The 13,388-nt window shown below is 52.0% G+C and carries 13 protein-coding genes and 2 pseudogenes; 8 read left to right on the top strand and 7 right to left on the bottom strand.

Features of this window, described 5'->3' with window-relative positions:
• The first annotated feature begins 25 nt into the window (after positions 1 to 25).
• Positions 26 to 193, top strand: a complete 168-nt coding sequence (locus tag EAH78_RS27460) for a DUF2897 family protein (RefSeq protein ID WP_081744012.1) — start codon at positions 26 to 28, stop codon at positions 191 to 193.
• Between the two features lie 45 nt (positions 194 to 238).
• On the opposite strand, the gene EAH78_RS27455 is transcribed toward EAH78_RS27460, so the two are convergent.
• On the bottom strand, positions 239 to 1,090 hold the full coding sequence (locus tag EAH78_RS27455; protein WP_140670859.1) for an urea carboxylase-associated family protein: 852 nt from the start codon (positions 1,088 to 1,090) through the stop codon (positions 239 to 241).
• Positions 1,091 to 1,105: 15 nt separating this feature from the next.
• Positions 1,106 to 1,759, bottom strand: coding sequence for a GntR family transcriptional regulator (locus tag EAH78_RS27450; protein ID WP_140670857.1), 654 nt, complete (start codon positions 1,757 to 1,759; stop codon positions 1,106 to 1,108).
• Between the two features lie 175 nt (positions 1,760 to 1,934).
• On the opposite strand from EAH78_RS27450, the gene EAH78_RS27445 reads away from it, so the two are divergent.
• On the top strand, positions 1,935 to 2,492 hold the full coding sequence (locus EAH78_RS27445) for a TetR/AcrR family transcriptional regulator (protein ID WP_140670855.1): 558 nt from the start codon (positions 1,935 to 1,937) through the stop codon (positions 2,490 to 2,492).
• Here EAH78_RS27445 and fabF read toward each other — a convergent pair.
• The 5 genes and pseudogenes from fabF to EAH78_RS27425 all read right to left on the bottom strand — a co-directional run.
• A complete protein-coding gene (fabF, locus tag EAH78_RS27440; RefSeq protein ID WP_140670852.1) occupies positions 2,489 to 3,763 on the bottom strand; it encodes a beta-ketoacyl-ACP synthase II in 1,275 nt (424 codons plus the stop codon). The genes EAH78_RS27445 and fabF overlap by 4 nt on opposite strands.
• 32 nt (positions 3,764 to 3,795) lie before the next feature.
• On the bottom strand, positions 3,796 to 4,590 hold the full coding sequence (locus tag EAH78_RS27435; protein WP_140670850.1) for an SDR family NAD(P)-dependent oxidoreductase: 795 nt from the start codon (positions 4,588 to 4,590) through the stop codon (positions 3,796 to 3,798).
• 205 nt (positions 4,591 to 4,795) lie between these two features.
• The gene (locus EAH78_RS27430; protein ID WP_140670848.1) at positions 4,796 to 5,131 is read right to left on the bottom strand and encodes a ComEA family DNA-binding protein; all 336 of its coding nucleotides are present in this window, start codon (positions 5,129 to 5,131) and stop codon (positions 4,796 to 4,798) included.
• Between the two features lie 267 nt (positions 5,132 to 5,398).
• Positions 5,399 to 5,773, bottom strand: a pseudogene (locus tag EAH78_RS32905) (nucleoside-diphosphate sugar epimerase/dehydratase); the annotation flags it as partial.
• Positions 5,774 to 6,242: 469 nt separating this feature from the next.
• Positions 6,243 to 6,856, bottom strand: a pseudogene (locus EAH78_RS27425) (IS66 family transposase); the annotation flags it as partial.
• A 337-nt stretch (positions 6,857 to 7,193) separates the two neighbouring features.
• Between EAH78_RS27425 and EAH78_RS27420 the strand changes: the two are divergent.
• The 6 genes from EAH78_RS27420 to tnpB form a co-directional block, all read left to right on the top strand.
• On the top strand, positions 7,194 to 8,294 hold the full coding sequence (locus tag EAH78_RS27420) for a DegT/DnrJ/EryC1/StrS family aminotransferase (protein ID WP_140670845.1): 1,101 nt from the start codon (positions 7,194 to 7,196) through the stop codon (positions 8,292 to 8,294).
• A gap of 1 nt (position 8,295) precedes the next feature.
• Positions 8,296 to 9,237 carry a glycosyltransferase family 2 protein gene (locus EAH78_RS27415; RefSeq protein WP_140670843.1) on the top strand — a complete coding sequence of 314 codons (942 nt, stop codon included), beginning with the start codon at positions 8,296 to 8,298 and terminating at the stop codon, positions 9,235 to 9,237.
• A complete protein-coding gene (locus EAH78_RS27410; RefSeq protein WP_140670841.1) occupies positions 9,227 to 10,177 on the top strand; it encodes a WxcM-like domain-containing protein in 951 nt (316 codons plus the stop codon). The genes EAH78_RS27415 and EAH78_RS27410 overlap by 11 nt, the downstream gene beginning before the upstream one ends.
• 7 nt (positions 10,178 to 10,184) lie before the next feature.
• Entirely contained in the window at positions 10,185 to 10,571 is a 387-nt protein-coding gene (locus EAH78_RS27405) for a GtrA family protein (protein WP_140670839.1), read from the top strand.
• Positions 10,572 to 10,692: 121 nt separating this feature from the next.
• Positions 10,693 to 12,855 (top strand): glucosyltransferase domain-containing protein, encoded by a 2,163-nt coding sequence (locus tag EAH78_RS27400; RefSeq protein WP_140670837.1) that lies wholly within the window; start codon positions 10,693 to 10,695, stop codon positions 12,853 to 12,855.
• Between the two features lie 320 nt (positions 12,856 to 13,175).
• On the top strand, positions 13,176 to 13,388 hold a 213-nt coding region (gene tnpB / locus EAH78_RS27395), incomplete at its 3' end, for an IS66 family insertion sequence element accessory protein TnpB (RefSeq protein ID WP_240051946.1).

The following is a 13,388-nucleotide window of genomic DNA, read 5'->3' as shown; positions in this document are numbered from 1 at the left end:
TTGGCCTGCCCTCAAGGAGAGCCCTATGCCCTGGTATGCCTGGTTGATTCTGGTCGTTGCAATCGGCTCGATCGTTGGTGGCTTGATGATGTTGCGAGACACCGCCACCAAGGTCGACCTGACCGAAGAGCAACGTAAACGCGTCGCTGAACGCAATGCGGAAATGGATGCCAAGGAAGCACAGGACCGCTAACGAAAAAGCCCCTGTCGTTCTCAGTGAATGACAGGGGCTTTGCTTTTATTGTTCCCAGTCGGCTTTGGCGATGTGCAAGCCGTGCATGCCTTTGTACGCCGCACGCTCCGGCTGGCTCCAGCCTTCCAGCAACGACTCTTCCAGCCGATAAATCTCCACGCCCAGCGGTCGACATACGGTCAGCGGATCCTGCGCATCCGGCCCCCACATGGCCAGCGACAGGTCACCACCAGGACAGGTCGAGAGCGCGCACAGCAAATCGATCTCGGCAAAGAACTCCAGGTAATCGCCCTTCTGCGCCGGACAGGCTTTCATGAAGTACAAATCATCGTGGTTCAGGCCGGTGCACTGGAAAATGTTCAGCACATCATGCACATCGAACTCGGTCAGGCCATGGGGCAACACGGCGCGCGTCAGGTTGGAGTGGCAGTGATGATGAAAATCCTCGCCGGTGAGCATTTTGTTCACATAAGGATCGCAGCGGGTGCCAAGTAAATCGTGCAAGCGACCGCCGTGTTCGTCGATGCCATAACTGGCCAGGCTGTCGTCGGTAATAGTCACCAGCGGCCGCAGAAAGGGCAGGTTTGACCAGAGCCGGTCGTGGGTGCTGACGTGGGCGCCCTGCAATTGACGGGTGCGCGCTGCCCACAAACGCTCCCGTGGGTCGTGGGCATTCCAGACGTTGAAATCCCCCACTTGCGGCCCGACCGGTGTAGTGACTCGGAACACATGGCCTGCCGGCACGTTCCAGGCGCGGCCGGTGCGGATCGGTACTTCGAACTGCTCGATCAGCGTGCGCCCGTCCTTCGCATCCCGAATCCGTTCGTAGAAGGCTGTATCCACCTGCAACGCCGAGCCTTTGCTGACTTGATAGGCCGCCGGATAGTCTTTGTACATGGCACGAATCCTCAATCAGTGATGGGAAGAAGGGGTACATATCTGCAACAGGAGGTGTTCCGAATCATCCAGGTAAAGGCTCATGGCATCCGCAGCGGCGCGGATGTCACCCTCGGCCAGCAAGGCATGGATCTGCCGGTCACGCGCCAGCCACGGCGCCTGAAAACGTGATTCATCGGGGGCGGTGGAGAACACCAGGCGCAATTGCGCGACAACGTTGGTGAAGAACTCATCAAACAACGGACTGCGCAGCAACCCGACTATGTGTTGATGAAAGGCCAGGCTGTGAGTACCGACGGCACGCCAGTCCTCGCGTTCCGTGGCCAGTTCGGTGGCTTCCAGGGCCTGGAGCATCCGCTCGGATTGATCGTCGCGCAGCGGCTGGCTGGCGTTGATGGCGTGCAACTCGAGGGTGCGCCGGACCTTAAACAGGTCCCGCACGTCCACGACACCTAGCCTGCGCACACTCACACCTTTGTTGCGGACATACACGGTCAAGCCTTCCTGGCCCAAGCGGTGCAAGGCCTCGCGGATCGTGTTGCGAGAAGCGTTATAGGCAGACACCAGATCGTTTTCCACCAACGCCATGCCGGGCACCAATCGGCCGCCAATGATGTCGGCACGCAATTCCAGTGTGATGTGGTCCGCCAGGGATTGCCCGTTGCTCATGCGCTTCGCCTTATGATTGTTCAACAATCTCCAGCCAATGAGTAATCACTATCCGTGCCAGATCGCGTCGTGTTCAGGACGGAGTCGGACGCATCCGCATGCTTTATAGAAGTAGAAGTACAGTCACCATCCCATTTTCATTGGTTAAGATGGCGCATTGTTGCGGAGATTTCAGATGCGTTACTCGCAGGACCATAAAGCCCAGACCCACCAGCGCATTATCAAGGAAGCGTCAGCGCGATTCCGCCGCGACGGTATTGGTGCGACCGGCCTGCAACCGCTGATGAAAGCGCTGGGGTTGACCCATGGCGGCTTTTACTCGCACTTCACGTCCAAAGACGAACTGGTTGAAGAGGCATTGCAAGCGGCTGGCGATCAGTGCGATGTGGTGTGTGCCGAGCTGTTCGCCCAGGATCGACCGCTGGAAGCGTTTATCGACACCTATTTGTCGGAATGGCACCAGACGTCGCCGCATGAAGGATGCCCGTTGCCGACCATGTCTTCGGAGCTCGGCTTACGCGGGCAACCAAGCCCGACATCGGACGTGGTGCTGAACGCACGGCTCCAACAAATAGGAAACACCCTTGAAGGCGAAAATGCCGCTGACCAGAGCGTCTTTATCATGTCCGCCCTGGTCGGCGCATTGTTGCTATCGCGCAGTGTCGAGAGTCCGGAACTGGCTCAGCGGATTCTCGACGTAACCCGCGCTTTTCTTAAACAGCCCCAGGATTAATCCTGCCAGCGCTTGAACAACACGCTGGCATTGACCCCGCCAAACCCGAAGCCGTTGGACAGCGCATACTCGATAGCCATTGGCCGCGCCTGACCATGGACGATGTCCACACCTTGCGCCGCCGGGTCAGGGTTCTCGAAATTCAAGGTGGCCGGCACGATCTGATCGCGAATCGCCAACAGCGTGAAGATCGCCTCAATCCCGCCAGCGGCACCGAGCAAATGCCCGGTCGCCGATTTGGTCGACGTGACTGCCACCTTGTTGTCTGAACCGAACAACGACTTGATCGCCGCCAACTCGCCGAGGTCGCCCACCGGCGTCGACGTGGCGTGCGCATTGAGATGTTGAACCTGGGCCGCTGAAACACCGGCCTGCGCCAACGCCAGCGACATCGCCCGGCGCGCACCATTGCCATCTTCCGGGCCCGCCGTCAGATGGTAGGCGTCGGCGCTGGTGCCGTAGCCGACCAACTCGGCTAACGGTTGAGCCCCGCGCGCCAAGGCATGCTCCAGGGATTCAATCACCAGAAGGCCCGCGCCCTCGCCCATCACAAAGCCGTCACGATCACTGTCGAACGGCCGGGAAGCACGCTCCGGGGTTTCGTTGAAACCGCTGGACAAGGCACGTGCCGCCGCGAACCCGGCAAGACTGACCCGATCGATCGACGCCTCCGCGCCGCCGCACACGGCAATGTCCGCTTCGCCACAACGAATCAGCCGCGCCGCATCACCAATCGCTTGAACCCCCGCCGCACACGCCGTCACCGGAGCGCCCAACGGCCCTTTGAAACCGTGCTGGATCGACACATGACCCGCAGCGAGGTTGACCAGGAACGAAGGAATGGTGAAAGGCGACAGTCGCCTTGGGCCACGGCTGTCGGTGGTGCGCACTGCATCGGCAATGGCACCGAATCCGCCGACGCCTGAACCGATGATGGTTGCGGTACGTTCCTGGGCTTGCGCATCCAGCGCCTGCCAACCCGCCTGCTCCAATGCCTGCCGCGCGGCTTCCATGGCAAACAGAATGAAGCGGTCCATCTTCTTCTGCTCTTTGGGTGGCGTCGCCCGATTCGGGTCAAAACCCGCCTCGGCATCCTCCTCGACAGTCGGCACCACGCCGCCCACTTTCGCGGGTAAATCGGCGACCACCTCGTCCGGCAAATTTCGCAACCCGGAACGCCCGGCCAGCAGACGCTCCCAGACAGCTTCTACACCGCTACCCAATGGAGACACCAGGCCCATGCCGGTGACAACTACTCGACGATCAGTCATGCCGTAATTACCTCAATACGATTGAAGGTGTTTCATTTGTAACGTGCAGCGGCGGTACTTTTGGAAAGATTCGGCGCCATGACCAGGCGGGCCTTTACAAAGTCCTCCCACTCGGAGGCGTTTGGCAACGATGGAATGGTGATCAGCTCACCTTGGTCCAGGCCGGATAACGCCGCATCAACCATTTCACCTGCGTCCATGACCATGTCCGCCGGAATCTGGCTGGCGTCGATACCGGAGCGCTCCCAAATCTCGGTGCGCGTGACGCCTGGCAAAACGGCCTGGACCTTGACCCCGGTGCCGTCCAGTTCGGCATTCAAGGATTGGGTCAGGCTTAACACATAAGCTTTACTGGCGCTGTAGGTCGCGTTGAAGCGCTCAGGGAACAGCGCGACTACCGACGCGATATTGATGATCGAACCACGGCCTGCCTTGGCAAAACTGGCGGCTGCCGCCGATGCCAGGCGTGTGACCGTGGTGACGTTCAGTTGAATCAGTTTTTCAAGCTGTTCCATATCGGCATTCGCCAGAAGGCCATCCGCCGCAACACCAGCATTGTTCAGCAACAGGCTGATACTCGAATCGCTGCGCAGTCGTTGTTCGATCTTCAGCACATCATCCTTCTGTGTCAGGTCTGCCTTGAGCACTTCCACCTGAACACCGTGCTCGGCGCGCAACTTACTCGCTGCTGCCTCAAGCCGCTGCTCGTCGCGAGCGACCAACAGCAAATCAAAACCACGCGCTGCCAACCGCTCAGCGTAAATCGCACCGATACCGGAAGATGCACCGGTGACAAGGGCCGTACCTTGGGACTGGGTGGACGTCATGACTGTGCTCCAGGGAAATACTTGAGGAAAGTGAGCGTCTGAACATCAGTACGCTTCAGCGGCACGCGAGTGAATTATAGGCATAATATTAGATGCATATGATAGCCATAATTTTTTATCAGCCGATGAAAGGCGCTTCACAATCCCTATTGCCAGAAAACAAAAAGGCCGGTCAATGACCGGCCCCTGGCGTTGAGTTACAAGCTTAGTTCACCTGAAGCTTTTCGCGGTTCTTGTCCAGAATCGCTTTGCCTATTCCCTTCACTTCCAGCAGTTCGTCTACGGACGAAAATGGCCCATTACTCTCGCGATAAGCAACAATCGCCTTGGCTTTGGCCTCACCGATACCGGACAGCTCACGCTGCAACGTCGGTGCATCGACTTGATTGAGATCGACTTTGCCGGCCTGCATCTTAGGGGAAACTTCCAGCACCACAGGTGCGTTGCCCACTTCGGGTTTCGCCGCAGGTGCAGCAATTGTGGCAACAGAAGCGCTGGTGAGCAGGGCAAAAACCAGAGAGTAGAAATAGCCAGTACGCATAGATGAAGCTCCATAACATCGTTTGAGAAAGCAGCTTTTCCGAAGCTGCCTTCCAAACTTAGGCTATGTAGTGGAGCTGTCAAAAGTGTGTCTGTTGCAGGATGTGAAACAATCAGGGATCGAGGCGGAGCTGTTGATGAATTCAGTTAACGACTTCACCAGATTGACCCAAGAATCGGGGGCAACGGAAAAGAGACTGACTGCCGACAACCACGCCGCTTCAGCTCCAGCTCCGAGACTCTCCCGGCGGCGCGCACAAGTCGATTAAGGTAGCGCCAGGAGAATTTCCTGCGCACCAGACTTGGCGATCATCTATTGGATGCGTTTGGATTTGTCGACTTAGAGGCCGGCAATCGCCCGATCCGCGATGCATGGGTCATCACCAATAAAGGCTACGGAACGTATGGCCCGGCCCATGGGAAGAGCCGCAACAAGCCGATTGCCGACTAAGCCGGCACTATAAATAGCAACCGTGGTGAGGCCCTCAACTCGATTACTGAACGGTACGTGCTGAGCACCGGCGAACCAGTCATCCATAAAGTAATGGCGCATTCACAGTCGCAGACCGCCGATAATGGCGCGGTTGAGCCGCCAGTGGTTGAAGATGATTGTGCGAGGGATTGCAGCTTCATGGTTGACATATTATCGATGCCAAGGCGAACGATAAATGCGAACCGAACAGCGCCTCTGACTAGAAAAACATTTGTGGCAACTTGAATCCGTCGTTCTTGCCTGCGCTAAACCTAACAAAAGGCGTGTGTTTAATCTATAAACATCAAACGATCAGCCCTGTTATCTGAAGACAATGAGCCGGCATTATACGAAACAACCCAAAGCCGCTCTAGATTGATCTAAATGGAAAGTGCTTAACGGTCAACACTGCAATTTCCCCGCTTTATATCTATCGGCGGTTACCAGCAATAGGATGTAGGTCTTTATTACCCCTATTCAGCCAAAAATCGGCCACGTAAAGTGCATGGGGCAACAACCAGAACACATTGGTCAAGGCCACCTTAGTTCCACTGGTAAATGCCGACCCTACCGACGCGAGGCGTGCAGCTCCCTGGCAGCAAAGCCTCGAAGCCTTCTACGCTCGAGGCTTGTGACTGATCCAGTTGCTGGCCAGGTAGCTGATAACTTTGCCCGGGGCACTTTGCGCCGTCACTTGTGGATAGATTTTCTCGAGCTATGTTTGCAACTGCGCCAACATCAGCAGGCTGCTTTGCTGTCGGCTTTCGTGGCGATGTTCATCGCCGATTTCTTTTAAATCTTGCTGGATACCATACAACTGGTTCATCAGATTCAGGGCGATATCGGAACGGCCGGTTTACCTTTGGGCTGCACTTTTTGCGCATTGACAAACTTGCATCGCGCTTAGGTCCAACAGCCTAAACGTTCGACACCGAATTGTATGTCCAAGGCGTTATAACCAGCTAAATCATCGATCATCAAGTAGTCGCGACAAACTTCGAGCAGGTGCGACCGAACCTCCTGTGCCCGGCTAGTCGAGTAGTCAAAAAGGATCACAGACTGATTCGAAGGCCCGCCGGTTTGCCCCCACATGCAGGATTGGTTGGTGGGCACTCGATCTAGCTCTTTTATCACCTGTACACGCGTTTCGTCGCAGTGGATTACGCGACTTTCCAGCGGTCGATACCCCATCAAATTCAGCAACGGTTGCAGGCTTTCGCCGCACTGGATCACCCAGCGCTCAACCAGTTGCTTGAGCAACAGGGCCGTCAGGAAGGTCTTTGCGCATGGCGTCTCCGCGGCGATGGTCACGAGAAAGCTGTACAAAAACCGGTGAACATCGACCCTCAGGAATAGACCGTTCAGCACATCGCGAGAATGCTTACCGCGATGCGGAATCATGCGTGCCGCCTCAAGGATCTGTAGAATACAATACCTGTGATCATGCCAGACGATCCGTAACGCTGTGCCCTGTCCGTAAATTTAGTAGCCATTTTTTCCGTATAAAAATGTGCCGTTCGTGGTATTTATCCGCGCAAATAAATGCCTGCAGGCCAATTTTTAATTTCCTCTGTAGTTTCTTGGAACTCCTATGAAAGACATTTCTCTTTTCTCTGCTGCAAAGGCAAATGCGGGCCTTGACTTTGTCACCCCTTTGAAAGCGGTTCTGGACAGTCATTGGTACGTCTTGGGCAACGAAGTAAAATTGTTTGAAGAAGAGTTTGCCAGCTACGTTGGTGTTGGCCACTGCGTCAGCGTCGCCAATGGCTCGGATGCTCTTGAACTCGCGCTTAAGGGGTTGGGTGTAGAGCCTGGCCATCGCGTGGTGGCGGTCGCCAATGCCGGGTTCTATGGCAGTACTGCGATTCATGCGGTTGGTGCCCAGCCTGAATATATCGACGTCGATCCGGCGACCTTGACCCTTTGCCCGAAGGCATTGGCTGCAATGGTTGAAAGCAAACCTGCAGCAATTATTGTTACTCATCTGTATGGGCAGCTTGCAAATATCGAGGAAATTGTTCGTATCGCTTCAGCGGCAGGCGTACCCGTCCTGGAAGATTGCGCACAATCCCATGGCGCACATCGCAATGGTAAACAGGCGGGCAGCTTTGGCACCATTGCCTGCTTTAGCTTCTACCCGACCAAAAACCTGGGGGCCTTGGGCGATGGTGGCGCAGTAGTCACCAATGATGGCGTACTTGCTGCTCGTATTCGTCAGTTGCGCCAGTATGGCTGGTCGCAGAAATACCACGTGGCTATCCCTGGTGGACGCAATAGCCGTCTGGATGAAATGCAAGCCGCTATTCTGCGTATTAAGCTGCCTCACTTGGACACCTGGAATGAACTGCGGCGATCCATCGCCAAACGCTACAACGCGGCGTTTGCTAACCTGGACATGCAACTGCCTTGGTCTACTGGTGACGACTATGTTGCTCACCTTTACGTAGTTCGGGTCAAAAACCGAGTCGACTTTTCTGCGGCACTGAAAGAGAAGATGATCGGCACAGATATTCATTACCCGATAGCAGATCACCACCAACCTGCCTACGCAGTCGAGCAAGCACGCGCACTTGTTGTCACAGAGCTTGCTTGCGAAACCGTTATTTCGCTGCCTTGCTTCCCTGGTTTGACCGACGAAGAAGTAGAGCGTGTGATCGAGGCAGTCACTGCTTACTTCTCCCGGGAGATATAACTTGTTGACGCTGGTCATTCCCGTATATCGAAACGAAGGTAATCTTGCTGATTTACTAGTCGCCGTTGCTGGTTTGAATGTGCAGTTGGAGAACACACTGGAAGTGGTCTTTGTCGTGGACGGCAGTCCCGACCGTTGTTACGAAATACTGCGTGACCAGCTGCCTTCCCAGCCTTTTCGATCAAAATTGGTTCTGCTGTCCAGAAACTTTGGCTCGTTCATGGCGATCAGAACCGGCCTACAGCATGGCTGCGGCGAACGATTTGCGGTAATGGCGGCGGATCTTCAAGAGCCACCAGAACTGGTGCTGGAAATGAATCGAGTACTGGCGTGCCAGGATATCGATGTCGTAGTGGGAGTGCGCGAGAGCCGCCAGGACCCATGGCCTAGTCGGATGGCCTCGAAGATATTCTGGGGTCTTTACCGACGCTATGTCATTCCTGAAATTCCTCCGGGTGGCGTCGACATGTTCGCGTGCAGCAAAGCATTCCGAGACACGCTACTCACCCTTGAAGAGCGCCACAGTTCGCTGATCTCTCAAATTTTCTGGCTGGGTTATCGTCGTGAGATAGTGACCTATACACGCCAAGAAAGGATCCACGGGAAATCTGCCTGGACCTTCCGCAAGAAGGTCAACTATTTGATGGACAGTATTTTCTCCTTCACTGACCTGCCCATCAGGCTGGTGACTAGAGTTGGCGCCTTTGGTTCTGGCCTGGCAGCGTTGTTCGGCATTTTCACGCTCATTGCCAAACTTAACGGCCTGATCGAGGTACCCGGATACGCGATGATCATGCTGACGCTCACCTTCCTCGGTTGTTTGAATCTACTGGGGCTGGGCATTGTCGGCTCCTATGCGTGGCGGACTTACGAAAATACAAAAAATCGACCGCTAGCGATCCCGATGCGGGTCGAAGGTTTTGGAGACATGAATGAGCAGTGATAAAGAGTTTTTTGTTCATAGCCACGCGTTGTGCGAATCGGAAAGTATCGGCAAAGATACCCGCGTCTGGGCGTTCGCTCATATCCTGCCGGGAGCACGGTTGGGTGCCGAATGCAACGTTTGCGACCACGTATTCATTGAAAACGATGTGCTGATTGGTGATCGGGTCACCTTGAAGTGCGGTGTTCAGGTTTGGGATGGCATTACTATAGAAGACGATGTATTCATCGGCCCCAACGCCACGTTTACCAACGATCTGTTTCCACGCAGTAAGGTTTATCCGGAAAACTTTGCTCGGACTATTATCAGAAATGGTGCTTCGCTTGGTGCGAATAGCACTATTTTGCCTGGTGTGACCATCGGTACGAACGCAATGGTTGGCGCCGGTGCCGTAGTCACGCGGTCTATTCCCCCGAACGCTATTGTCGTAGGAAATCCCGCCAAGATTATTGGGTATGTAGACGCCAAGCCGGGCAGTAATGGACGCGAAAGCCTTCAGCGTTCGGTCATACGTGGCGTGGTTGAAACATCGGTAAAGGACGTGACCCTTCACACTATGCACGAGGTCGCTGACATAAGGGGCAGTTTGTCTGTAGGTGAGTTCGAGCGCTCCGTGCCGTTCAAGACACAACGCTATTTTATTGTTTACGACGTGCCAACTGCGGAAACCCGGGGCGAGCACGCTCACCGCACTTGCCATCAGTTTTTGGTCGCGGTAAAAGGCTGTGTACATGTCGTGGCTGATGACGGTAAAACTCGAGAGGAGTTCGTACTCGACAAGCCAAACCAAGGCATTTATCTGCCACCTATGACTTGGGGCATTCAGTACCGCTATTCGAATGACGCAGTACTGATAGTGTTCGCTTCGCACTATTACGATGCCGCAGACTACATTCGGAACTATGACGAGTTCAAATCCATCATTGAAAGCGCCGAATGACAGCTTTATGATGAATCAGTCATTTTCCAGGTTGCTCAAGCAGGATTTCGCCAAATTCTTGATCTCGGGTGGCTTCAATACCGCCCTGACATACGGAGTATATTTACTCCTGCTGATGTTTCTACCCTACACAGCGAGCTACACGATTTCGTATATCACTGGTATCGCGCTCGCTTATCTGTTGAATCGCTTCTTCGTATTCAAAAGCCATCAAGGCATTAAATCAGTTGCCCTGTTGCCTCTCGTTTATCTGATTCAATACATGGTAAGTATGCTGATTTTGTGGTGCTGGGTTGAAAAACTCGGATTTGCTGATCGTCTGGCTCCGCTGGCGGCCATCATTATAACGATCCCCATCACCTATATGCTTTCGAAATTCGTGTTCTCAAAATGACCGACCTAGAGGGGCTTAGAAAATTTGAGGCGGTTCACTACGTGACTCATTACCCGAATGGAAGAACCAAGAGATTTCATTGCTTAATTTTCTTAAAATATTTACATAAAGAGTTAAAGACTTGACTACTTCAAACAAAACAAAGCTATTGCAGAAACATCCATGGTTTTGGCGGGTAGTTGCTTTTTTTACTGCCGGGCTCATCATGAGTTTTATTTTATTTTATTTGCCTGCTAGCGGAACATCGCTGGTGATTGATATGAACTCAAAAATAGCAGGTTCATCTCAAATATTTTTTGGTAAAAAGGGACTGTATTCAGCGACAAATAGCACCTGGTATCATATTGCTCCTGGCAGGAATAAATTAACATTTCCACTGAGCGGCTTATACTCATCTGTTCGATGGGACCCCCTAACTGCAGGAGGGACAATTGACGTTAATGAAATATATGTATCTATTCTTGGGGCAAGATTGGATGTAGGTAATATTTTATTGAAGCCCTTATTCGACATTGAGAAAATACAATCATCCGAAGGCAAAGTTATCGTCGTAATGAAAAATGGTTCTACTGACCCCCAATTGGGTATTGAACTTAATTTCAAGGAGCTTCATAGGAAACTCGCTTTTTTTAGCACCCTATTAGGGTTCGTTATAGCGATTTTTATGGCTGGGCTACTATTTTTTAAGAAAAAAATAAAACGTGCATTAACCTTTGTCGATTGTTCACTGGATTATTTGTTTGAAAAGGTGCGCAATGATGGATTTAATTTTAGGGAAATAGGGGTTCTGGTAGCCATTGGCTCCATATTGTATGTTTATTTTTTATCAACATTTTCATTTTCAATTGACGATGAGATGGCATCTACTCGTCAAAACCCATCCGACTGGGTTTCTCAAGGACGTTGGTTTGTTTATCTAGTAGAGAGGTATATCTTCCCTCAGCCATCTATTCCTTTCGCACCGTATATTTTTTTGGTTTTTTCTCTTTCTGTTTCTTATGCATTAATCTTAAGAGCTCACGGCTACGCGCCGAGCTGGAAAACATATGCGTCGTATCCTATTTTTTGCGCATTCCCAACATGGTGGTTTATATCTGAGTTCTACTCAAATGTTCCTGCCTTAGGGTTTGGTGTTTTTTTTATAAGTTTAAGTTCTTACTTAGTATTTAGAAAAGCTGATGATGATGCCTTAAGCAATGGCGGCTTGATCTTTGTAAACTCTATAATAGTTCTCGCTCTTGCGTGCGCAATAGCTGCATATCAGTCTTTGTTGCTTTTGTTCATGTGCATTGTCTTTGGTGCTTTACTTATCAGATGCCTACGCAGTGATGATACTGGTCGCGAGCTACTTAAGTACATAGCAATGATGCTATCCAAAATCTTGTTGCTGACCTTGATTGCATTGATTCTCTATTTTTCCATAAATTTCGCGGCTCAGAAAATCATTGCCAGTGATAGTGGATACATAGACGGTTTCATAAATTACAGCGCTATTTTAAAGGACCCTTTGGGCGTTGTTTTTCTAGTCATCAATGAGATGACATCTATATATTCAGGAAGCTCACTGCGGTATGGTGCAAGTATATACATATCGGGCCTTGCTATATTGCTGGCAACTTTAAAGATCCTGTCTATAGATTTTGAAAAAACAATTATAAGATTGTTTTTATGGAGTGGGGTTTTAGTCGCTCCATTTGCGTTCCATTTTATATCGGGAGGGATGCCTCTTCCAATGCGGACCATGTTGGCCGTGGCTTACGTTAGCTGGCTGTCAAGTGCTATTTTACTTTCTGATAAGCGGTCGTCATTCGTTCTTGCCGGGGTGATCATTGTTGGTTTATATCAGATCCAGATTTTTAGTATTACATCACAATATATGGCTTCAGCGACCATTACACAATCACATGACCGGATGCTTGCGGCCGACATATACAGACGAATCGGTGAACTAAGTGGTGATTTCGACCGAAATACGTTTTCGAAAATTGATGTTTATGGTAAAAAAACTTTAAATACAGTGTATGCAAAAGGTTGGTCGTCGGCTACACAAGGCTCTTTCTTTTCATGGGATGACGGAAATATCCTTCGCATGGTTACCTATATGAAAGTTATGGGATATGAAAATATCTATATAGCTAATAATGATGAGCGAATTGCTATGACACCATTTTTCAAAGAGATGCCTGTCTGGCCTGCAGCTGGCTCAGTGAGAAAAGTTGGTGATTGTTATCTTGTCAGGCTCAGCAAAGAGCCAGATTCGACACATGCACAATTTAAACAATAAGTACCTGAGGAAGAGCTGTAGCACTCCATAATCTATGGTCACCCCCTACACCCTGCGAGAGCTACGTTTTCGCAGGGTGTTTTATTGTAAGCGATCCATGAACCCCCATTGAAAGTGCCTAGCTGATCCCGGATGCGGTTCTCCCGATCCCCTCAGGAGCAAGCTCGTCATGATGCGACAATGCGACCCGACGCTAAAGTCGAAAAAGCCTATCTCTACCCCAAGCCCGTCGACTTGTAAGCGCTCCATAAACCCCACATTCAAAGCGCTTAGCTGATCCCGGATGCTGTGCTCCCGATTCCCTCAGGAGCCAGCTCGCCATGATGCGACCCGATGCTAAAGTCGAAAAAGTGTATCTGTACCCCAAGCCGGTCGACTTCCGAAAATCCATCGACGGCTTGGCTGCGCTGGTCGAGCTGGATATTAAAGTCGCAGTATTTGACCCCGTGCTTTTCGTTTTCCTCAACAAGCCCCGCAACCGAGTGAAGATTTTATATTGGGAGCGCAACGGCTTCTGCCTTTGGCTCAAGCGA

It is taken from the genome of Pseudomonas arsenicoxydans (assembly GCF_006438915.1).
Lineage (GTDB): Bacteria > Pseudomonadota > Gammaproteobacteria > Pseudomonadales > Pseudomonadaceae > Aquipseudomonas > Aquipseudomonas arsenicoxydans_A.
This window is presented reverse-complemented; position numbering and strand designations above follow the sequence as displayed.

Coding starts and splice junctions, on each gene's coding strand:
- EAH78_RS27460 (WP_081744012.1), top strand. CDS start 26: ATGCCCTGGTATGCCTGGTTGATTCTGGTCGTTGCAATCGGCTCGATC.
- EAH78_RS27455 (WP_140670859.1), bottom strand. CDS start 1,090: ATGTACAAAGACTATCCGGCGGCCTATCAAGTCAGCAAAGGCTCGGCG.
- EAH78_RS27450 (WP_140670857.1), bottom strand. CDS start 1,759: ATGAGCAACGGGCAATCCCTGGCGGACCACATCACACTGGAATTGCGT.
- EAH78_RS27445 (WP_140670855.1), top strand. CDS start 1,935: ATGCGTTACTCGCAGGACCATAAAGCCCAGACCCACCAGCGCATTATC.
- fabF (WP_140670852.1), bottom strand. CDS start 3,763: ATGACTGATCGTCGAGTAGTTGTCACCGGCATGGGCCTGGTGTCTCCA.
- EAH78_RS27435 (WP_140670850.1), bottom strand. CDS start 4,590: ATGACGTCCACCCAGTCCCAAGGTACGGCCCTTGTCACCGGTGCATCT.
- EAH78_RS27430 (WP_140670848.1), bottom strand. CDS start 5,131: ATGCGTACTGGCTATTTCTACTCTCTGGTTTTTGCCCTGCTCACCAGC.
- EAH78_RS27420 (WP_140670845.1), top strand. CDS start 7,194: ATGAAAGACATTTCTCTTTTCTCTGCTGCAAAGGCAAATGCGGGCCTT.
- EAH78_RS27410 (WP_140670841.1), top strand. CDS start 9,227: ATGAGCAGTGATAAAGAGTTTTTTGTTCATAGCCACGCGTTGTGCGAA.
- EAH78_RS27405 (WP_140670839.1), top strand. CDS start 10,185: ATGATGAATCAGTCATTTTCCAGGTTGCTCAAGCAGGATTTCGCCAAA.